This is a genomic window from Maribacter sp. TH_r10, from assembly GCF_033101095.1.
In the GTDB taxonomy this organism is placed as follows: Bacteria; Bacteroidota; Bacteroidia; order Flavobacteriales; family Flavobacteriaceae; genus Maribacter_A; species Maribacter_A luteus.
The window spans coordinates 67153-87763 of the sequence record NZ_JAWMPY010000005.1 but is presented as its reverse complement, the minus strand read 5'-3'; the positions used below and the strand labels follow the sequence as shown (position 1 = coordinate 87763).

17 protein-coding genes are annotated in these 20611 nt (G+C 39.0%); 6 read left to right on the top strand and 11 right to left on the bottom strand.

Annotated features, from left to right (window positions below; genetic code table 11):
- Nucleotides 1-114 precede the first annotated feature (114 nt).
- From nosZ to R3X28_RS13180, 3 genes are read right to left on the bottom strand one after another with little or no spacing between them, the layout of a single operon-like run.
- Complete coding sequence (nosZ, locus tag R3X28_RS13190; RefSeq protein ID WP_282055359.1) at nucleotides 115-2073, bottom strand: Sec-dependent nitrous-oxide reductase; 1959 nt, start codon at nucleotides 2071-2073, stop codon at nucleotides 115-117.
- Nucleotides 2074-2103: 30 nt separating this feature from the next.
- Nucleotides 2104-2685, bottom strand: coding sequence for a fasciclin domain-containing protein (locus tag R3X28_RS13185; protein WP_317664852.1), 582 nt, complete (start codon nucleotides 2683-2685; stop codon nucleotides 2104-2106).
- A gap of 11 nt (nucleotides 2686-2696) precedes the next feature.
- Nucleotides 2697-3203 (bottom strand): cytochrome c, encoded by a 507-nt coding sequence (locus R3X28_RS13180; RefSeq protein ID WP_317664850.1) that lies wholly within the window; start codon nucleotides 3201-3203, stop codon nucleotides 2697-2699.
- Nucleotides 3204-3326: 123 nt separating this feature from the next.
- On the opposite strand from R3X28_RS13180, the gene R3X28_RS13175 reads away from it, so the two are divergent.
- The gene (locus tag R3X28_RS13175; protein WP_154364390.1) at nucleotides 3327-3758 is read left to right on the top strand and encodes an RrF2 family transcriptional regulator; all 432 of its coding nucleotides are present in this window, start codon (nucleotides 3327-3329) and stop codon (nucleotides 3756-3758) included.
- A gap of 249 nt (nucleotides 3759-4007) precedes the next feature.
- Here R3X28_RS13175 and R3X28_RS13170 read toward each other — a convergent pair whose 3' ends face one another.
- Together R3X28_RS13170 and R3X28_RS13165 are read right to left on the bottom strand one after the other, a co-directional pair.
- Nucleotides 4008-4346: a hypothetical protein gene (locus R3X28_RS13170; RefSeq protein ID WP_282055361.1), complete on the bottom strand. Its 339-nt coding sequence runs from the start codon at nucleotides 4344-4346 to the stop codon at nucleotides 4008-4010.
- Between the two features lie 326 nt (nucleotides 4347-4672).
- The gene (locus R3X28_RS13165; protein WP_154364394.1) at nucleotides 4673-5134 is read right to left on the bottom strand and encodes an Lrp/AsnC family transcriptional regulator; all 462 of its coding nucleotides are present in this window, start codon (nucleotides 5132-5134) and stop codon (nucleotides 4673-4675) included.
- A 545-nt stretch (nucleotides 5135-5679) separates the two neighbouring features.
- Between R3X28_RS13165 and R3X28_RS13160 the strand changes: the two genes are divergently transcribed.
- From R3X28_RS13160 to R3X28_RS13145, 4 genes are all read left to right on the top strand, one after another.
- Nucleotides 5680-8634, top strand: a complete 2955-nt coding sequence (locus R3X28_RS13160; protein WP_317664847.1) for a TonB-dependent receptor — start codon at nucleotides 5680-5682, stop codon at nucleotides 8632-8634.
- Nucleotides 8635-8668: 34 nt separating this feature from the next.
- On the top strand, nucleotides 8669-9160 hold the full coding sequence (locus tag R3X28_RS13155; RefSeq protein WP_317664845.1) for a hypothetical protein: 492 nt from the start codon (nucleotides 8669-8671) through the stop codon (nucleotides 9158-9160).
- A gap of 28 nt (nucleotides 9161-9188) precedes the next feature.
- Nucleotides 9189-10385 carry a pyridoxal phosphate-dependent aminotransferase gene (locus R3X28_RS13150; RefSeq protein WP_154364400.1) on the top strand — a complete coding sequence of 399 codons (1197 nt, stop codon included), beginning with the start codon at nucleotides 9189-9191 and terminating at the stop codon, nucleotides 10383-10385.
- A 117-nt stretch (nucleotides 10386-10502) separates the two neighbouring features.
- Nucleotides 10503-11633 (top strand): permease, encoded by a 1131-nt coding sequence (locus tag R3X28_RS13145; RefSeq protein ID WP_317664843.1) that lies wholly within the window; start codon nucleotides 10503-10505, stop codon nucleotides 11631-11633.
- A 439-nt stretch (nucleotides 11634-12072) separates the two neighbouring features.
- Here R3X28_RS13145 and R3X28_RS13140 read toward each other — a convergent pair whose 3' ends face one another.
- Nucleotides 12073-12894, bottom strand: a complete 822-nt coding sequence (locus R3X28_RS13140; protein ID WP_154364407.1) for a universal stress protein — start codon at nucleotides 12892-12894, stop codon at nucleotides 12073-12075.
- Nucleotides 12895-12923: 29 nt separating this feature from the next.
- Nucleotides 12924-14285 carry an oxygen-independent coproporphyrinogen III oxidase gene (hemN, locus tag R3X28_RS13135; RefSeq protein WP_317664841.1) on the bottom strand — a complete coding sequence of 454 codons (1362 nt, stop codon included), beginning with the start codon at nucleotides 14283-14285 and terminating at the stop codon, nucleotides 12924-12926.
- Nucleotides 14286-14575: 290 nt separating this feature from the next.
- Here hemN and R3X28_RS13130 point away from each other — a divergent pair, with 290 nt between their 5' ends.
- Entirely contained in the window at nucleotides 14576-15457 is an 882-nt protein-coding gene (locus tag R3X28_RS13130; RefSeq protein ID WP_317664839.1) for an NDP-sugar synthase, read from the top strand.
- Between the two features lie 184 nt (nucleotides 15458-15641).
- On the opposite strand, the gene R3X28_RS13125 is transcribed toward R3X28_RS13130, so the two are convergent.
- The 4 genes from R3X28_RS13125 to R3X28_RS13110 all read right to left on the bottom strand — a co-directional run bounded on the left by R3X28_RS13125 (nucleotide 15642) and on the right by R3X28_RS13110 (nucleotide 20554).
- Nucleotides 15642-16673 carry a LacI family DNA-binding transcriptional regulator gene (locus R3X28_RS13125; protein WP_317664837.1) on the bottom strand — a complete coding sequence of 344 codons (1032 nt, stop codon included), beginning with the start codon at nucleotides 16671-16673 and terminating at the stop codon, nucleotides 15642-15644.
- Nucleotides 16674-16724: 51 nt separating this feature from the next.
- Nucleotides 16725-18050: a xylose isomerase gene (gene xylA, locus R3X28_RS13120; RefSeq protein ID WP_282055370.1), complete on the bottom strand. Its 1326-nt coding sequence runs from the start codon at nucleotides 18048-18050 to the stop codon at nucleotides 16725-16727.
- Between the two features lie 13 nt (nucleotides 18051-18063).
- Nucleotides 18064-19548: a xylulokinase gene (locus tag R3X28_RS13115; RefSeq protein ID WP_154364414.1), complete on the bottom strand. Its 1485-nt coding sequence runs from the start codon at nucleotides 19546-19548 to the stop codon at nucleotides 18064-18066.
- A 610-nt stretch (nucleotides 19549-20158) separates the two neighbouring features.
- Entirely contained in the window at nucleotides 20159-20554 is a 396-nt protein-coding gene (locus R3X28_RS13110; protein ID WP_317664834.1) for a TerB family tellurite resistance protein, read from the bottom strand.
- Nucleotides 20555-20611 lie beyond the last annotated feature (57 nt).

The window sequence follows — 20611 nt, the reverse complement described above, 5'->3', positions numbered from 1 at the left end:
ATGGTTTATATTGTGTTTGGTTTTGAAAAGGTTGCTGGCATTTTGAAAAAAAAGCGGGCAAATCATATTCACTGCCCGCTTTCAATCGAATCAAATATTAAATTTCGGTGTAGATTATTCGCCTAAAGACCAAGAAAGGTCAATATTTGAATTAGCAGGTGACACCCGAACATAACCCTGCATTTCTTGGTGTAAAGCTGAACAGAAATCTGTACAATAAAATGGCCATACCCCTACTTCCTTAGGCTCCCAAACCAATGATTTCGTTTGTCCTGGCATAATCAAAAGCTCTGAATTATTAGCTCCGATCATTGCAAAACCATGTGGCACATCAAAATCCTGTTCGTGATTGGTGATATGGAAATATACTTTATCGCCAACTTTGATACCCTCAATATTATCCGGGGTAAAGTGACTACGTATCATTGCCATATAAACGTGAACTTCATTTCCTTTACGTTCAACCCTTGCGTCATTAACACTTAATGTGGCCATAGGGTGTTTGTTTTCTGCAAGCTTATATATTTTTTGGGATTTAGGTGCTAGGATCTCCGCTGGTATACCGGCCGCATAATGGGGCTCACCATGCGTTGGAAAATCATAAATGAGCTCCATCTTATCGCCAGTAATATCATATAACTGTGCAGAATGCTCCAATTCAGGACCTGTCGGAAGATATCTATCTTTAGTGATCTTGTTCATGGCAACAACATACTTACCAAAAGGCTTTGCAGAGTTACCTCCAGGGATCATCAAGTGACCTACCGAGTAATACGTAGGTTTCCTGTCGATTACTTCCCAAGTCCCCAATTTCCATTTAACAACTTCTGAAGAAATAAAGAATGTTGTGTAAGCATTTCCTTTACCATCAAATTCGGTATGCAAGGGGCCTAAACCTCCGCTTTTTACCGTTCCGGCAAGAACATCATCAAATTTAAGGATAGGAATTCCGTAAGCTTCACCATCAAACTTCTTACCTTCAATAGCGGCCAACATCTTATCAAAAGAATGAACGGTTAGATCAGCTGATAGTTTTCCGTTACCTATAATATAATTCCCGGTAGGATCAACATCACAACCGTGTGGTGATTTTGGGGTCGGTAAGAAATAAACCGCACCAGGAACTTTGGTGGGGTCAACTGTCAATACCTCTTTCTCCATGGTAGAAGTTGCTGTGTGGGTCTCATCACTATATACGTTATGTGCATAATTGGCCGGCATTTTTGTGCCACCACCATTGTTCACATACTCTTCGATTTTCTTCCAGTTAATAGCCGCGATAAAATCTTTATCGTTTTGAGATGCATTTACCTCTAACAATGAATTCGCTTCTTCTGTATTATACGTAGTGAAGAAGAACCAACCGTGGGATTTTCCACGACCCGGATGTGAAAGATCATAATTGAAGCCAGGCATCATTATTTGGAACTTAAGATCCAATCTACCATCTTCAGGATCCACACTTACAAAGGAAAGTGCCCCTTTAAAATTGCCTTTATATTCATTGATAGGCATATCCCTTTGAGGTACCGGCACGGAAAAACGGGTACCTGCAACAACATACTCTGTGTTTTCAGTTATGAAAGAAGAACTATGGTTACCGGCACTGTTTGGCAATTCTATTATTTCCTCAGTTTCAAAAGTAGAAAGGCTTATCCTTGCGATACGTGGAGTGTTGTTTCCGTTGATGAAAATCCATCGTCCGTCCAATTCACCATTGGTCTGTGAAATATCTGGGTGGTGGGAATCATCCCATGGAACAAAACCAAAAGAGGTGTTCAACATAGGTTTGGTCTCTTCGGAATAGCCATACCCGGAAGTAGGGAATTGCGAAAAAACAGGAATTTCCTTGAACATTCTACCTGACGGCAGTCCGTAAACCGTAAGGTTTCCGCTATAACCCCCAGACATAAATGCATAAAACTCATCTTGCTCTCCTGGTGCAACGTACACCTTTTCGGCGTTGTTGGATGCAAGTGCCCCATTGGAAGATTTCTTGCCCGAATCGTTGCAACTGGTGAAAACCATTACAAGACCTAAAAGGGCAAGTATTGAATAATTGATTTTTTTCATTGTGATTGTTTTTATGTTTAATTGAGTTGTTTATTCTTCTGTCGGAGGTATTATGACCTTATCGACGACATGTACGATACCATTCCCAGCTTTTACACTAGCTATGATTTTAGCTCCACCAACATACACATCCTCGCCTTTTACTTCTACTGTGGTATTCTGGTCATTTGCTTGCCCCAGTTTTTTGAATTTCTTTAAAAAATCCTTGGAATAATTTCCGGCAGTAACATGATGCTTTAGAATATTCGCCAAAGCATCCTTGTTTTCAGGTTTCAGTAAATTCCCTACCGTACCTTCTGGCAGGGCTTCAAAAGCTTCATTAGTTGGAGCAAAAACCATTAAAGGCCCAGCATTTACGAGTGCATTCTCAAGTCCCGCAGCTTGCACAGCCGCTACCAAAGTGGTGTGATCGGGCGAACCGATGGCTATCTGCAGTACATTTGGAGTAGAGCCATCGTCCTCAATAAAGGCTTGGCCCTGTTTCTCTGCTACTTCAGTTGTTGATGAAGAAGTAGTATCGGTTTCTGTTTTTGCTTCATTTTTGCAGCCTACAAATAATAGTAGCATTGAAAATGAACTAAACAATAGTTTAAATTTGGTTGTTGTTTTCATATGATTGTTGGTTAAAGTGTCCTAAAGTATTCAAGAATGGCTCTCGCCTGCTCTTCTGTCAATCCTTGATTGGCCATTGGAGACCCATTGAATTCCGCTAAAAGATCTTTGGCCAACGGATCTTTTGTAACCATTTCCTGAGGATTAAGAATCATGTTCATTACCCATTCCGGTGTTCTTCTTTCCAAAACGCCATTAGGTGCGGGACCTATGAACTTTTTCCCAATTCGGTGACAAGCCAAGCACATTTGGTCATAAACCTCTTTACCTTCTGCAGCCATTGCCTCATCAACGGTTTCATTCAATGTTACCGATTTAATTGGCCCTACACCCTTGTTAACCAAATCAATACGCTCCGAAGCTTTTGCTTCAGTAGCGACCGGAACTTCTGCAACCTGCTCAGTGGTCGCCTTTTTTTGCTTTACACTAAACCCTTCTTTTTTCTTTTCTTCTTTACCCCCACAACTGAGCATTAGTAATGAAAAAAGAATCGCTGTACTCTTTAATACTATTTTCATGTTAAACATTTTATTAAATTAGACCGTAAAACTAAAGTGCTTAAATCAATATTAAAATGATAAAAGTCATATTTCGGATAATAATATCTTTTAATCTTTGTTAAAACAAATTCCAGTAAATATATGTTTTCAAATTCTTCTAAGTACGCCCTGAAGGCGGTACTCTATTTGGCTGTAAACGCCAGTGAATCGAATAAAATCATGGCTAAGAACCTCAGTGAACCCATTAACGTTCCTCAAGCCTATATCTCCAAATTATTACAAGACCTTACAAAACATGGCGTTGTATCTTCAACTCGAGGCCCTAATGGAGGTTTTTACCTTAATGAAAAAAATATGGCAACCCCTTTGATCAATGTTATTACTATTATTGATGGCGACAGCAACTTAAACGCCTGCTTATTAAGTATAAATCGATGCAATAGTGATCACCCATGCCCTTTACATGATTTCGCAGCATCTTATAGAGAAAACCTTCTTGATAACCTTGAACATAAAACCATAGAAGACATGGTAAAGGATATAAAGAATGAGAAATCCTTTCTGCCATTCTAATATATGCCATTAACACACGCCCATTTTTTTATCCAATTAGTATATTCTCTTTCAACACCCTGATAGTCAAAACAACTTATATTGAATTATTTATAAAATAGAGGTCAAGAAAAATACCACGGCCATAATAACAGCCTAAAGGTTAATTCTTATTACCGGTTAAATCAAAGACCAAAAAAAGCCGATGCTGTAAAACATCGGCTTTTCTATATTTTCAATATATTCCTTAATCAGGTGCTCCAGATTAAATCATTCTTTATCCGCACTCACCAAAACAGGGATGCGATATACTTTGCCAGGTTTAAAAGTACCTACATTGACCATATTATTTTCAATATTTTCCTTTAGGTAACTTTCAAGTTCTTGATCTGCAGTATTAATCGATAACACTTTAATCTCTCCAAAGCTATCGATAGCCAATCGCAATTCAGCTACAGAACCTTTGATATCATCCGGAATCGGATTGTTCATTAAAATTTTAGAAATCTGCGTAGTTAATTTTTTAGTGGAAATAGGTTTGTTATTTGCATATATATAACCTGAGCCCAAAAACAATATCGCCACAAGAAGTAAACCGAATTTTTTCATAACTGTAAATTTATAATTAAAGGCATCTATTTTTATTAATATAACAAATATAAGCTATTATATTGTGTACTTGATATTTTTTAACTTGATTTAACGCAAAATATCATGGATATCATATTTTTTTGTATCAAATTGTTCAAAAAGTTACAAACATCACAAATTGGCACGCCTACAAGCATTAGCCTCTCCTAAAAAAGGACCCTATCTTGCCTATAGTTTTGTACAATAAAATGAGGGGAAGAAAATACGGCTTTAAAAATAAAAGTGTTTAAAACAGTGTATGATTAAGAAAATAAGCTAGGAAATCATCAAAGAAGTAGAAAATTTTAGGAATCGAATTGAATGTGTCTAATGAGCTTTTCTTCCACTGAAATAAAAGATTCCACACCTTTTATCCCATTTATGGCCAATACTTGATTTTGATATACCTCTCTATAATGCATACTGTCCCGTGTATGCATCTTAATAAAGATATCGAATTTACCGGTGGTATGATGAATCTTCACAACTTCATTGATTTTTACCAGATCATCCATTACTTGTTTATAAAGGGAACTTTTACTTAAATAGATTCCTAGGAACACCGTTAACTTCCACCCAATTTTTGAATAATCCAAATTTAAGCTGGCCCCGGTGATCAATCCCATCTCTTTCATTTTTCTTACACGGGCATGAATAGTGCCAGGGGATACGATAAGTTTTTTGGCAACCTCGGTATAGGGCATTTGCGCTTCGTCACTTAAAATGGAAATGATTTTAAAATCGATTTGATCTAATTTATTCTTCATATTCTATACTTTATCTCTTCTGATGAAATGACCCTAACAATGTTAATCAAGACCTTTAAATATCTACATATTATACACCATTAACTCTGTTTTAGTAAATATAATTTAGTCTTTTTTAATTATTGGTGTTTTTTTATTAATATAATTCGCCTTATGATGCATATAATTCATTTTGACAAAGGGAGGATTATAGTTATGATAAAAATGCCCGAAAAACGATAAATATCAATAAAGCAGGTTTTTAAGATATACCGTTTTACATTATGCATTATTGTTAGTGTTTTTTTATTTTACTACATTTTATTCAGCCTTTTAGTTATATAGACTCATTATTTATATCTTTTTCGCAATTTCCTTGTTTTTATTTCAAACAAACTCTAACTAATATTGCTTCTGTTACAATTGGTTGATTATCGACCATTGAAAGCAACAGAAAAAGTGTCCGGAACTTTTCTTTACCATATGTTATAGATGCATTAGCCCATACCTAGTGCCTCTTTACCGTGTGGTTCAAATGAGCATTTAACTACTAACACTCAAGACTTATGAAGAAAATTCTTTTACTAACACTCCTACTGATAAATTCAGTTTTTCTGGTAAATGCACAAGACATTTCCGTTTCAGGAACAACATCCGATAGTTCAGGCCCCCTTCCTGGTGTAAACATAAGAGTCAAGGGATCAACAATAGGTGTAATCTCCGATTTTGACGGAAACTACACCATACCGAACGCCCCGAGTACAGGCACTTTGGTATTTTCTTACATAGGTTATGCTACCGAAGAGGTAGCCATAGATGGGCAAACTACCATTAATTTAACTCTTAAAGAATCTGCCGAACAATTGACCGAGGCCATCGTTATCGGTTCCAGAGGGCAGCCAAGAACAAAACTTAAGACCGCGGTGCCAATAGATGTTATTTCCATTAGTGAAAACGCTGTAAATATGCCCGAAGTGGATCTTTCCCAAATGCTGACGAAAACAGCGCCTTCATTCACGGCCTATCAATCACAAGGTGGGGATTTGGCCTCCCAAGTCATAGCTCCTTCTTTAAGGGGACTTGCACCAAATCAAATGCTAGTACTGATCAATGGGAAAAGAAGACACACTTCGGCACTTTTGGCAGGTACACAAACAGGTACCGATGCCAACTCTGTAGATATGAGTTTTATCCCTTCAGGTTCTATCGAACGTGTTGAGATCTTAAGGGATGGGGCCTCCGCTCAATATGGCTCCGATGCCATTGCAGGGGTTATTAACATTATCCTTAAGAAAGGAACCGACAAATTTACCGGAACCTTAACCGCTGGCGGGTACACCAACCAATCTCCAGATTTTAGCTATTCCGATCTTTCAGAAGAAGAAATTGGCCTTATTGAAGCCGGTACGGGTGATCCAGACGGACTTAATTACCAATTCGATGGCAATTACGGATTTTCCTTTGACAATGGAGGGTACTTGAATATTACCGGAATGTTTAAACAAGCGGACAGAACCATTAGGGCCAGTGTACTCCCAGAAGACAGGTTTACACTATATAGCGATGATTATTTGAATAACCAAACCACCTCTACCGATGGTAATGTAATAATAACCAACCCAGAATTGGTAAGTGCACTTGCCGCTGGCAACACCGCTTTGGCCGATGAGCTCAGAACCGTGTCTGGTTTAATGGATGCCAGGGGACTGGAGCAATATGATGTTGCAACCTATGCCGGTAACCCATTGATCAACCAAGGCGGACTAGGATTCAATCTTGAAATCCCAGTAAACGATGATGTAAATTTCTATTCTTATGGTGATTTAGGTTTTAAATATACCGAAGGTTTCAGTTGCTACTACAGAAGGGCCAACCAATCAGATAGAACAAGTTATTACTTGTACCCGAATGGTTTCAGACCTCAAATGTACACCAACCAGACCAACTTAGGCCTAACCGCAGGGGTTTCAGGTAAAATAGGTGATTACGATTTTGATTTTAGTAACACATTCGGAAAGAACACTATGAACATAGGAATGTTCAACACTTGGAACGCAAGTCTCGGGGATAGTTCACCTACTGATATGAACGTAGGTAAACACAGCTTCTTACAGAATACGGGCAATTTTGATGTTTCAAAGTTTTATGATGATGTTTTAGAAGGACTAAACGTTGCCGGAGGAATAGAATTCAGGGTTGAAAACTATGCCATCGAAGCCGGACAGGTTGAAAGTTACACCTCAGGAGATGCAGGTTTTACCACTGCAACTGAAGATAACCAAGCATTAATCGGTCCTGATGGTTTTCCTTTGGAAGATCTTGGAGGAAACCAGATTGTTGATGTAAACGGTGACCCGATAGAGTTGGAGTACGCCGGTATAAGCCAATACCAAGTAAAAGGATATTCTCCGGGATGCCAGTGTTTCAATGGTTTTTCACCAATAAATGAAAGTGACACATGGCGTTCGGTCATTGCCGGTTATTTAGATGTAGAACTTGATGTTACCGAAGATTTCTTCGTAGGTGGCGCGTTGCGTATAGAAAACTACTCTGATTTTGGAAATGTAATGACAGGAAAAATAGCTACAAGATATTCAATCGGAGATAACTTTTCTATAAGAGGTTCTTATAGCTCTGGTTATAGGGCCCCTTCTTTACAAGAATTGAACTACTCTCAAGGTTATACCTATTTTATTGATGAGATCCCCTACGATGCTGTTCTTTATCGTAATGGTAGTGCTGCCGCCAAAGCGATAGGATTGGACATATTGGATCAAGAAACCTCAGGAAACCTCAGTGTTGGTTTTACCGCAAAGATTACCAATAACTTCAACTTGACAGTCGATGCTTATTCAATCAAGATAAAGGATAGGATTTTCACAACCTCCCAATTCACTTCAAGCGATGCCCCTGTTTTAGAACCGATTATCGGCGCTGGGCAAGCCAGTTTCAGGATCAATGGAGGAGACATTAGCACCAAAGGTGTTGAAATAGTGGCAAACTACGATACCAAAATAGGGACCGGTAAATTGGATTTTACTTTATCAGCAACATTAAGGGAGAATAAGTTTGACCAAGCCGTTGTTCCTGAATTGAATACCGTATTGACAGAAGAAGAACTTATTGACAAGTATATTACCAGAGGTTCCATTGGCCAATTCGAAAAAGGAACGCCAAGTTCCAAATACTTGGGAACCTTGACATATAAAATAGGAAAATGGTCTACCATGCTTACAGGTGTTCGTTGGGGAGGTGTTACCGCCCTCGATTCCTACGAAGGCACTTTGTCAGATGGCAGCTATGGTTATGCCGATCAATTTTATACACCTGAGTTCACAGTTGACCTTGGTGTCACCTATGCGTTTTCGGACAAACTTAGTTTAACCGTTGGTGGAAATAACATCTTCAACCAATATCCAGAAATTCAAAGGAATGAAAATAGAGGGTTTTATCTATACTCCAACTATCAGCAAGGATCTAACGGAGCCTACTACTTTGGAAGGTTAACCTTTAGTCTATAAGATTTGTCAATAAATGAATTTAAATATCACAACTATGAAAATATCCTTAAGAAATATATTTATAATACTCCTTGGTGTTGGGCTTTTTTCTTGCGAACAAGACAGATTGGAGCCTGAGTTGGAAGCTGCCGAAGGTGGCGGAACTTTAACGAGCTACATGGCCTACACCATTAGTTCTGTAGATGACGATTCCGATGTATACGGACGAGTGGTTTTCTGGAACGAACCAACCCTTTCACAAACCTTTATTCAGGTTTCCCTATACAATACACCTGATTCTGAAATGCTTCCCGTCAGTATACTCAACGGGGCAATTGGTGATGAATCTTCAGTATCATTCTCTACTTATGATGTAGATGGAAGTACGGGTGAACTTAGTGACAGTAAATTCTATGTGGTCACCGATGATTCTTTTTATGATTCCCTAATGACGTTGGATGCCCATATCAATATATATGACAGCTCAGGTACGATTTTAGCAGCGGGCGACATTGGCAGCAACGCTGATCCCGTGGAATCGAATTAACAGAATAATAAATTAAAACACACATATTATGAAAACTACAACAGTGAACCGAAGAGAATGGTTAAAAAAAGGCATGCTAACCGCAGCCGGTGTAATGGCCGCACCTTACTTATCACATGGTGCATTTTCCTCCCGCCCCATAACGATAGATGCAGAAGGAAATATTCCCTACACTCCTTTTTTCAAAGAGTACCTACCTTATAACGTAACCAATTCCGTAGATCTTGCCGCAAAACTGAATGCCAATGAAAATCCATACGGACCATCACCAATGGCCGTTGAGGCATTACAGAAAGTGGCCTATAAAGGTAATCGTTATGCTTGGCAAGAACTGTTCGACCTTATGGATAAAATAGCCAAGTATGAAGGCCTGGAATCCAAGAACATTATCATGGGTCCCGGTTCATCGGATATCTTGGAAAAAACAGCCATGGTATTTTTCAAGGATGGTGGCAATGTGGTTTCTGCCGATCCCTCATATATGTCGTTGATCAAAGTTGCTCAGGCGACAGGCGGTACATGGAAAGCCATTCCCTTAAAAGATGATTGGTCCCACGATTTGGACGCCATGGAAAAGGCCATTGACGCAGACACCAAACTGGTATATATATGTAACCCCAACAACCCAACAGGAACCATCACGGATTCTAAAAAGTTAATGGATTTTTGTTCTCGGGTTTCTGAAAAAGTCCCGGTTTTCGTAGATGAAGCTTATTTAGGCTTTTTGGAAGACGGACATAAAGTACATAGCATGGCGCCACTGGTAAAAGAAGGCAAGAATGTTATTGTAGCAAGAACCTTCTCAAAAATACACGGTATGGCCGGCCTTAGGGTAGGATACGGTTTGGCAACACCTGAAACCTTGGCAAGAATCGAAAAAATAACAAGAGGCGGTATGGGAATATCGTTCACTTCGATCTTTGCCGCGTTGGCCAGTATGGACGACATTGAATTCCAAAAAAAATCTAGGGACCTGAATACCGCTTCTAGAAAATATGTCTTTGAAGCACTGAAGGAAATGGGACATAAACCAGTTGAATCCTATACAAGCTTCATGATTTTCCCTATTGAAATGGAAGGCAAGGCCTTTTTAGAAAAAATGACCGCTGAAAAAGTAGGCGTCAGGGCTTTCGAATTCATGGACAAAACCTGGTGTCGTGTAAGTATGGGTACCATGGACGAAATGAAACTATTTACAGCTGCGCTGGACAAAGTTCTAGTCTAGATTAAGTTTAAAATGCTCGTAGCCATAAGTGCTTGAAGCTAGATGAACATTAAATCTAGCTTCGGGCCTTTATTACCGGCAATTGATGAAAAAATTTAAAACACAACTTAATTAGATATGAATTTTGCCTTACAAAAAACCCTGGAACTCCTTATTATAATAGGTTTGGGAATATTTTTGCAGAAAAAAGTCGCAAAACAGGACTTAAAGGGAGTTAAAGTCCTAGTTCTTAGCGTTGCCTTACCTGCAACAATTTTCGCCGCTTTACTTAAAATTGAATTAAAGGGAACACTATTGGTATTTCCTTTATTGGCACTCTGTTTTAACCTTTTAATGTTACTGGCTTCAAAATATGTTCTTGCGAGCACATTGCCTACAGAGGAAAATGCCAAAAAAAGAACTTTAATGATGCTATTGCCCTCCTTAGCACCCGGATTATCATGTTTCCCATTTCTTGTTGTTTATATTGGGGAAGACTCCCTTGCTTTGGCTGCCCTTGCAGATGTAGGCAATAAGGTATTTGGCCTTATTCTCCTGTATCTGCTGGCAATGCATTGGTACCATAAACGATCCATAAAAGAAGCTGATTCGTCTACGGGTGGTAAACTTAAAAGTTTAGTGATGTCCTTGATAAACGAACCGATCAACATAGTGATCATCTTAGGATTGATAATGTTAAGCTTTGGGCTAAACCTGACCTCATTACCCGGTTTTCTTCAAAATACCGTACTGAGTATGAAAGTTTTGATGACGCCTTTGGTATTATTGTTCATTGGTATGGCTGTGCGCATCAACCCAGGGGAATTCGGTATGATCTTATCTTTATTGGTCAGGCGGGCCGGAATCGCATTTTTATTATCAGGAATCTTTGTTCTATTAGTGCCGAGCCTTGCCCCTGCCATGATTTTACTCTTGGTGGTGTTTCCACAGAGCTCATGCAGTTTTTGGCCTTATGCCCATATGAGTACGGTAAGTGCAATGGAGGATAAAGACGAACAGAAAGAACCGACTTTCGATATTAACTTTGGCGTGAATATACTGGCTTGTTCATTACCTTTTTCAACGTTGCTCATTATCGGGGTTTTCTCTTTCAGTGATTTTTTCCTTCCAGCTTTGAACTTGGTTCTATTGGGTTCCATGATGGTCGCCATATCATTCGCACCTGTTCTTTACAAAAAATTCAAAACGATCAAAAAAGGAAAAAAAATAGAAAATTTTTCGGTAATACCTTCCAACGATAATAACTAATAAACAAAAATAAAACCAACGGCCTTATCACAAATATTATAACACGATTATGTATAAAAAACCTTTTTTTTATAAACCAATAAACTTAAATACCAATTAACCAACCAGTTTTATTACCCCAATACCTACTTAATTCTTATTGCTGTTCATAATTGTGTTTTAAAAAAAGGGAAGCCACTACGGACTTCCCTTTTTTATAGCATATTTTTCAATGCTTCTTCTAAAACTCAATTTCAAAAAACAGGCTACTAGCCTCATTTTCATCGGTAACTTCTTCCCCTTTTAGTACCTCACTTGTGGCTATCAGAAGATACGCAGAGTACTTTATTTATGCTATTTTCGGCTCTTGACCATATAACCGCAATGTGTTTAGGGTACAAATACAGGGAAACCAATAACTTGATTTCCCCGTATTTATTTCAATAAATTGAAGTATTCTCTATATTTTAAAGGTAACAACCGGCACATTGGAGTGATTGGCAATATCCTCACCGATACTACCCATAAAGAAATGGGACAGGCCTTGCCTACCATGTGTAGGAATACCAATGATATCCGCGGCTATTTCATCCCCATAATTCAAGATTCCGTTTTCGACACTATAATCATTGTAAATATCAACTTTGATATCTACACCGGCTTTACTTAAAAACTTCGAAATTCTTTCATTCGCATCGCTGGTACTCAAGAAATCATCACCTGGCGTATTGATATAAACTAATTTCAATTCTGCTGAAAGCAAACCTGCAAAATTTTTGGCTTTATGAAAGGCTTCAATACTTTCTTCTTTAAAGCCACTTGCAAATAAGAACTTACGTGCCTTGAAATTAATTTGCTCTTTTTTGATCACCAATACAGGTATGTCAGAATTACGAACCACACGCTCGGCATTGGAACCGACAAAAATCTCTTTTAAACCATCAGTCCCATGGGAACCCATTACGATCAAATCGGCTTCATTGGAAGTAGCCACATCGTTTACCTCGCTAAACACTTTGAAATGCTTTACGATTGGCGTTATCTTTATTCCATCAAGATACGGTTTATCCAGAAATTCAGTAAACCTTTTTTCTGCCAATTTTATTAGAAAAACGGTCTGTTCGGGATGAAAAGCTTCTGATGAGGTGACAATAGCTTGGTTCAATTCTAACATATGCAGAGCCAAAATCTCAGCTCCATGTTCTTCAGCCAATGATGCTGCCACTCTTAAAGCATACTCTGATTGTTCGGAAAAATCAACGGGTACTACTATTTTTTTCATAATGTAGGTTTAATAACTTAGTTCAAATTTTAAATTGTCATGGAAAACAACCTTGTTCCAGGTTCTTTTCTATGTAATAGAACGTCAAAAGCCATACAAATATTACGAATAAAGGGCTGGCCTTTTTCTGTGACCCTTAATTCATCTATTCCAAATACCACCAAACCGTCCTGTTCCATTTCGGCAAGCTTGTCCTTGGCCAATGAAATCTCGGGAAAAAAACTTTCTTCAGTCCCCCATGCGGTTTTAAATCGACACATTAAATTCAATATATGCTTTCTTATGACCCTATCTTCTTCCGTTAGGATATGGCCCCTATATATCGGAATAACATTATCCCCGACCAATCGCTCATATTCTTCCAAACTCTTGACATTTTGCGCGAAACTATACCAACTATCACTAATACTGGATGCGCCCAAACCGACCATAACCTGTGTTTTGGAAGCCGTATAACCCATAAAATTCCTGTGAAGCTTACCAGATACCATAGATTGGTAAAGACTATCACTTTCCAAAGCAAAGTGATCCATTCCGATTTCCTTATAGCCGACTTTGGTCAACAATTTCTTACCTTCCTCATATTGCTGACGCTTTGCATTGGGACTTGGCAAGTCCTCGTCCTTAAAACCACGTTGACCGTTCCCTTTTATCCAAGGCACATGGGCATAACTATAAAACGCCAAACGGTCGGGCCTTAAGGATTTGGTCTTTAAAATGGTTTCCTCAACATGCTCCAACGTTTGGTGTGGTAGACCAAAAATTAGATCATGGCTTACGGATGTATACCCGATTTCCCGCGCAGCTTCGGTCGCCTTTTTTACATTCTCAAAAGGTTGAATCCTATGAATTGCCTTTTGAACCCTTTCATTATAATCCTGCACCCCGTAACTAACCCTACGGAAACCTACATCAAACAATGCCTGCAAATGTTCTTTTGTCGTATTATTCGGGTGACCTTCAAAACTATATTCGTACGCATCGGCCTTATCGGCCAATTCGAATATTCCGTTGATTAATATTTTAAGATTTTGAGGGGAGAAAAATGTAGGGGTACCGCCACCCAAATGCATTTCTTTAATCTTGGGCCTAGAACCTAAGAGGTCGCAATAAAGTGCCCACTCTTTCAACACAGCACTAATATAGGGTGATTCTACATCGTGCCTTTTCGTTATGCGCTTGTGGCATCCACAAAACGTACAAAGGCTTTCACAATACGGCAAATGAATATAGAGGCTTATCCCCTCCTCTTCGTTACTCTCGTCAAAACTTTTCTTGAGGGTACTCATCCATTCCGCGTTGGAAAAGGTTTCCTGATCCCAATAAGGTACTGTCGGGTAGCTGGTATATCGCGGCCCTGGAATATTATATTTCTGGATCAAATGGCTCATGTGAAAAATTTGTGTACCGCAAATATACGATGTATAGGGTCAAAAACACATGACAATTATCAGAACGGGCTCTTGCGCTTACGGTCGTTTTTTAAGGTTTTCTAGGCCGATATCCCATAAACATCCAACACCGAATAATACTGGACCAACCTATTTTCAAGTATACATTTAACACAAAAGCAAACCGGACCTTACGCCATTAACTAAACCCTAAAAATCAAGGTTATATCGAAAATTGACCAAATTTCGCACCCAAAAGACTTATTTTTATCCCAATTAAAAATTTAATCATGACACTACTATTGATGGCCGCTGGCCGAGGAAGCAGATATGGAAAACTAAAACAATTCGATGCATTGGGCCCTAATGGGGAATTCCTAATGGAGTTCAGTATGTACGATGCTATCGAAAACGGTTTTGACCACATTGTGGTCATTACCCAAAAAACCAATGTCGGGTTCTTGACCGACCATCTTTCGACAAGACTACCAAATAACATTAAATTGGACGTTGTTGCCCAAGAATTGAACGACCTACCTAAAGGAAGCACTTTCAATGGCGAAAGGGAAAAGCCTTGGGGCACGGCCCATGCCGTTTGGTCTGCCCGCGAAGTTATCGACGACTCTTTTGTCGTTATCAATGCCGATGACTATTACGGCAAATCGGCCTATAAAAAAGCTGCTGATTTCATCAAGGCAAACACCACTGATTATGCTTTGGCCGGTTACACCTTAAAAGACACCTTATCGGAGCATGGATCGGTCTCTAGAGGGGTTTGTAAAATGGATGAAGCCAACAACTTATTATCGGTAAATGAACGCACCAAAATAGAAAGAATATCGGACACGATCAAAGATGCGGACTCCGGACTTGAATTTACCGGAGATGAGCTTGCCAGCATGAATTTCTGGGTATGCAACCCTTCTATCTTTACAAGTATCGAAGAGGATTTTAAAGCATTCCTTAAAGATGATTCCAATATCGCCAGTGGTGAAATCTATTTACCTTTTGTTATCCAAGAAATGTTGGAAAACAATAAAATAGGTGTAAAAGTCATTCCTTCAGGTGGTGAATGGTTTGGAATTACATATGCCAGTGATAAAGAAAAAGCCATGGCAGATTTAAAGAAAATGGCCAAAGAAGGTGGGTACAAATCCCCATTATGGAATTAAATCAAAGTAATTAATCATTACTGTCGTTTAAAAAAAAGAATCTGGAATACCCTACACTTCGTAGAACATTCCAGATTTTTTTTGTTCGGTTTTAAAGGAGCAAAATCCTTATTCAAATATGGAATAGACCAATGGAAACTTTAAAATATGGCCATTTTATGCGGTTGACCCAATAACAGTCAATCTAACCCAAAGGTATCTTACGGGTAGAATCACGAACTATTAAACTGGTCTTCACCACTTTAGTCTCGAAAACACCAGGGGAACTGATACTTTCTATGCGATCGATCAGTCGATTGGCACAGGTTTCCCCAATATAGGAACCATGCTGACTTACCATGGTCAAAGCCGGTGTGACATATTTTGACAATTGACCATTCGTAAATCCGATAATGGCAATATCATTGGGTACATGGTAACCCCTTGCTTTTATGATTCCCATGGTTTTCACTGCAGTAATTTCATCCAAGGCCAAAATTCCATCGATATTCTTATCATTTAAAATGAACGACAAGATAAAGTCGAGATCATCCTGGGGCTCTATGGGGGTAATCAATTTTTCGTCAAAATCAATATCCCTTTCTTTTAAGGCCCGTTTATAGCCCCCTATTCGCAACCTACCAATTTTGGTCTTGCTCATAGGATTTATTATAGCAATGGTCTTGCAACCGGTATCCAACAAATATTTGGTAGCCTTATACCCCGCCTCAAAATCATCTACGATGACCTTATCGCATTCAATAGCATCCATGACACGATCGAACATGACCAGGGGAATTTGATAGTCGACAACATTATTAATGTTCTCCAAATGCTTTTTTGTTTGCCGTTCTGAGGCAACCGAAGAAATAATAAGTCCATCAACAGAACCACTACTTAGCATTTCCAAGGTCATAGCCTCCTTTTTAAGGGAATGATCGGTAACACAACTTATTATGCTGTAACCGCGCTCATTGGCCACCTTTTCAATGCCGTATAGGACTTGAACGAAGAAATAATTCAGTATATCGGGTATAACTACACCAATGGATTTTGTACTTCGGTTCAGAAGATTCAGGGCTACTTTATTAGGCCTATAATGATGCGCTTTCGCGAATTTTTGAATCTTACTTTTTACTTCCGTACTAATTTCGTGACTATCATGGATCGCCTTCGAAACTGTCGAAACGGAAACACCGAACTCGGCAGCTATATCTTTTAAGGTTATCTTTTTCAATTCACAAAAATTTAGTTAAAAATCCATTGGTAGTAGCCAGAATCAAGAAAACTAGATATACTGATTTACAATATTCTCTAATAATTCTTGCTTACCACTTTGCAATTTAAGCTCTCCATTCTTCTGGGCCAAATCATAAAGATCGGTAAGGCTCAATTTACCATTCTCAAAATCTTTCCCTTTACCTGCATCAAAAGAGCTATATCTTTCTTGACGAAGTTTTGTGTAATCAGAGGAAGTCATGATCCTGTCAGCAGCCATAAGTGCCCTGGCAAAGGTATCTGCTCCACCGATATGCGCATGGAAAACATCATCCAAATCAGTAGAATTCCTTCTGATTTTGGCATCAAAATTAACTCCACCCCCTTGTAAACCACCTGCAGCAAGGAACACCAACATAGCCTCAGTTGTTTCAAGAACATTGTTAGGGAATTGATCGGTATCCCATCCGTTTTGATAATCACCTCGGTTGGCATCCAAACTACCTAACATACCAGCTTTTGCGGCCACTGCCATTTCATGTTGAAAAGTGTGTTGCGCAAGTGTTGCATGGTTCACCTCTATATTGATTTTAAAATCCTTATCCAATCCATATTCCTTTAAAAAACCGATAGCTGTAGCCGAATCAAAATCATATTGGTGTTTCATTGGCTCCATAGGTTTTGGCTCAATAAAGAACGTTCCTTTGAATCCTTGGCTACGTGCATAGTCCCTCGCCATGGTCAAGAATTGTCCCAAATGATCCAACTCACGGCCCATATCGGTATTCAACAAAGACATATAACCTTCACGACCACCCCAAAATACGTAATTTTCACCATCTAGGGCAATAGTGGCGTCCATGGCCAATTTTATTTGTCCGCCAGCTCTTGCGACTACATCAAAATCAGGATTTGTGGATGCACCGTTCATATATCTTGGATTTGAAAAGCAATTCGCCGTTCCCCAAAGAAGTTTAACACCTGATTCCGCTTTCTTTTCTTTAAGATATTCAGTTATGGTTACCAATCTTTTTTCCGATTCGGAAAAAGTAGGTGCTTCTTGAACCAAATCAAAATCATGGAAACAGAAGTAATCAAACCCCATTTTGGTTATGAATTCGAAAGCCGCATCTGCTTTGTCCTTAGCTGCCTGAATGGGGTCATTCGACTGGTCCCATGCGAAATTCTGGGTTCCTGGACCAAAGGGATCCGAACCTTGTCCACAGAAGGTATGCCAATATGCAATGGCAAATTTAAAATGCTCGCGCATGGTTTTCCCTGCCACTACTTGGTCAGGATTGTAATATTTGAAAGCTAGTGGGTTATCAGATTCTTTTCCTTCGAATTTGATTTCCCCGATTCCTTTAAAGTATTCTTTATTACCTATCAACGCCATGATACTATTTAATTTATTTATTAATTATTAGTTCCAATTCTTTTTTCCATTCTTGATATGCCTTTAAATAAGGGGCTTTGTCCTTAACCGGCTTAAAGGTCTTTACATAATCGTTCTCCATGATGTAAGACCCGAATTTTTCGAAATCACCATCATGCAGTCCGGCTGCCCTAGCGGCACCGATCGCCCCAGTGGTATTGTATATTTCAATATCATGCTCTATCAATGTAGCTATGGTATTGGAAAAAATCTCTGAACGGAACAAATTGTCGTTCCCCACCCTTAGCACATCAATTTTTATTCCGTCGGATATGAGGATCTCCATGCCATAAACGAATGAAAAAGCGATTCCTTCCAAAGCGGCCCTACACATATGGGCAATACCGTGGTTATTAAGATTTATATTCAGGATTCTTGACCCAACTTCTTTGTTGTTCAACATTCGCTCTGCACCATTTCCAAAGGGAATTAGACAAACGCCGTCCGAACCTACAGGAATTTCAGATGCCAAGTCGTTCATTTCAGCATAAGACCCAACGGCAAGATTATTCAACAACCAACGATACTGTATACCTGCACCGTTAATGCACAACAACTTCCCAATCCTAGGGGCCTCTCCTTTTACATAATTTACGTGGGCGAAATTATTCACACGTGAACTTTCCTTTACCGATAGACTGTCGGTTACCGCATAAAACACCCCAGAAGTACCTCCGGTCCCCGCTACTTCCCCTGGGTTGAACACATTTAAGGAAAGTGCATTATTGGGTTGGTCACCGGCCCTATAATAAATGGGCGTACCAACATCCAAGCCACTTTCCTTACCTCCCTGTTCACTTACACTGCCCTGAAGACCAAAGGTCTCAACGATTTCAGGAACCATCGATTTTTCGATACCGTACTCCCCTAGCAGAAAATCGGCGATTTCATCGTTTTTGAAATCCCAGAAAATACCTTCTGAAAGTCCCGATATGGTTGTGGTCATTTTATTGGAAAGCTTAAAGGCGGCATAATCACCGGGAAGCATGAACTTATGAACCTTTTCATAAATTTCCGGTTCGTTATCCTTGACCCATTTTAATTTTGAAGCGGTAAAATTAGAAGGTGAGTTCAAGAGATGGGCATTACATTTATCCTCCCCAATGGATTCAAAAGCATCATTTCCGATCCCCACGGCACGACTATCGCACCAAATAATCGAAGGTCTAAGGGGATTGCCCTTTTCATCTACCAGTACAAGTCCGTGCATTTGATAAGAAATCCCGATACCCTTGATTTCCGATTGTGCTATTTTATGAATATCCTTCAGTTTTGTAATTGCAGCACAGATGTGTTTCCACCAATCATTGGGCTCTTGTTCAGCCCAGCCGTTTTTTACGGCCAACATACCCATTTCCGTTTCGGGCTCCTGTACAACGCCGACACTCTTTCCAGTGTCCATATTGACCAAAGCTGCCTTTATCGAAGAACTACCGATATCCAATCCTAAATAATACATAGTAAGTTTATGTTAATGAGGTTTTTATTTCAGAAAGACGGCAAATGACGACCTCCTTTTATCAAATGTATTACAAAGTACATTCGAAACGAAACCTATTCGAAATTGAAATCTCCACCACACTTTTCCGATAGTTTTGACTAATTGCGAAGTACTTTGGAAAAGCTCCGTTTTATTGGGGTTTTGAAGTTAACCCCCACTTACTAAAATTTTCGAAAGCGATTTCGTAAATAATTTAGAAATAAGACCTTAAATGGCATAATCATAAAAAAAACAATCCTATTTTTATGTTATTCCTGTATTTGGAAGCAAAAAGTATTCAAATACACAATGCGACTTACGAAAATTTTAGTAATACAAAAGGCATGACTTCCTTCTGACGTACAAAGTAATTCCATGACCTATCTACCCAAAGACCCCATATATAAATAGGCAATGGTATATCACATAGGTAGAAGCACCTTACGAAAAATACCGATTCTATAATCTATAACGAAGTGAAAGATATAAAAGGATCAAAGAGGAAAGTGCAAAACACTTCCAATAGGTAACATCAAAATAAGCATTTTAAAATCTAAGGAATAAAACGCTGTAATTGTTGAAGACAAGATCAATCAACGTTCTCATTAGTGAAGCACGACATACATTTTTCAATTTCAGCATGCGCATCTTGGGAAGAAAAACCGAGACCTATGGCATATTTATAGATCAACGCGCGCTCTTCCCCATCTATTATATGGTCTGCATATATGATCTGGAACAGATCCTGCAACCTTTCAATACGATCTTCCAAAGCATACGGGGGCATTAAAGGATAGTTCATCGGCGATTTCAAAACAACCATTACCTCCTCATCGGACACATCGAGTTTAAAGGCCAAACGTTTCAAGACCATATGTTCTTCCTCATTAATTGGCCCGTCAATACTTGCTAATTTCACCATGGCGGCAAAGTGCGATATATTACTTTCATGTTCCCCAGATTCATAGGCTTCTAAAATGGTCATAATCACTGGTTTTAAATTAAATTTGACAGAACAAGCTATGTTATATTATTCATTTAC

Bases quoted from the DNA above. Each gene is read 5' to 3' on its own strand.
- R3X28_RS13185 (WP_317664852.1), bottom strand. From the start codon at position 2,685: ATGAAAACAACAACCAAATTTAAACTATTGTTTAGTTCATTTTCAATG.
- R3X28_RS13180 (WP_317664850.1), bottom strand. From the start codon at position 3,203: ATGAAAATAGTATTAAAGAGTACAGCGATTCTTTTTTCATTACTAATG.
- R3X28_RS13170 (WP_282055361.1), bottom strand. From the start codon at position 4,346: ATGAAAAAATTCGGTTTACTTCTTGTGGCGATATTGTTTTTGGGCTCA.
- R3X28_RS13165 (WP_154364394.1), bottom strand. From the start codon at position 5,134: ATGAAGAATAAATTAGATCAAATCGATTTTAAAATCATTTCCATTTTA.
- R3X28_RS13150 (WP_154364400.1), top strand. From the start codon at position 9,189: ATGAAAACTACAACAGTGAACCGAAGAGAATGGTTAAAAAAAGGCATG.
- R3X28_RS13130 (WP_317664839.1), top strand. From the start codon at position 14,576: ATGACACTACTATTGATGGCCGCTGGCCGAGGAAGCAGATATGGAAAA.
- xylA (WP_282055370.1), bottom strand. From the start codon at position 18,050: ATGGCGTTGATAGGTAATAAAGAATACTTTAAAGGAATCGGGGAAATC.
- R3X28_RS13110 (WP_317664834.1), bottom strand. From the start codon at position 20,554: ATGACCATTTTAGAAGCCTATGAATCTGGGGAACATGAAAGTAATATA.
- R3X28_RS13140 (WP_154364407.1), bottom strand. From the start codon at position 12,894: ATGAAAAAAATAGTAGTACCCGTTGATTTTTCCGAACAATCAGAGTAT.
- R3X28_RS13155 (WP_317664845.1), top strand. From the start codon at position 8,669: ATGAAAATATCCTTAAGAAATATATTTATAATACTCCTTGGTGTTGGG.
- hemN (WP_317664841.1), bottom strand. From the start codon at position 14,285: ATGAGCCATTTGATCCAGAAATATAATATTCCAGGGCCGCGATATACC.
- R3X28_RS13145 (WP_317664843.1), top strand. From the start codon at position 10,503: ATGAATTTTGCCTTACAAAAAACCCTGGAACTCCTTATTATAATAGGT.
- R3X28_RS13160 (WP_317664847.1), top strand. From the start codon at position 5,680: ATGAAGAAAATTCTTTTACTAACACTCCTACTGATAAATTCAGTTTTT.
- nosZ (WP_282055359.1), bottom strand. From the start codon at position 2,073: ATGAAAAAAATCAATTATTCAATACTTGCCCTTTTAGGTCTTGTAATG.
- R3X28_RS13115 (WP_154364414.1), bottom strand. From the start codon at position 19,548: ATGTATTATTTAGGATTGGATATCGGTAGTTCTTCGATAAAGGCAGCT.
- R3X28_RS13175 (WP_154364390.1), top strand. From the start codon at position 3,327: ATGTTTTCAAATTCTTCTAAGTACGCCCTGAAGGCGGTACTCTATTTG.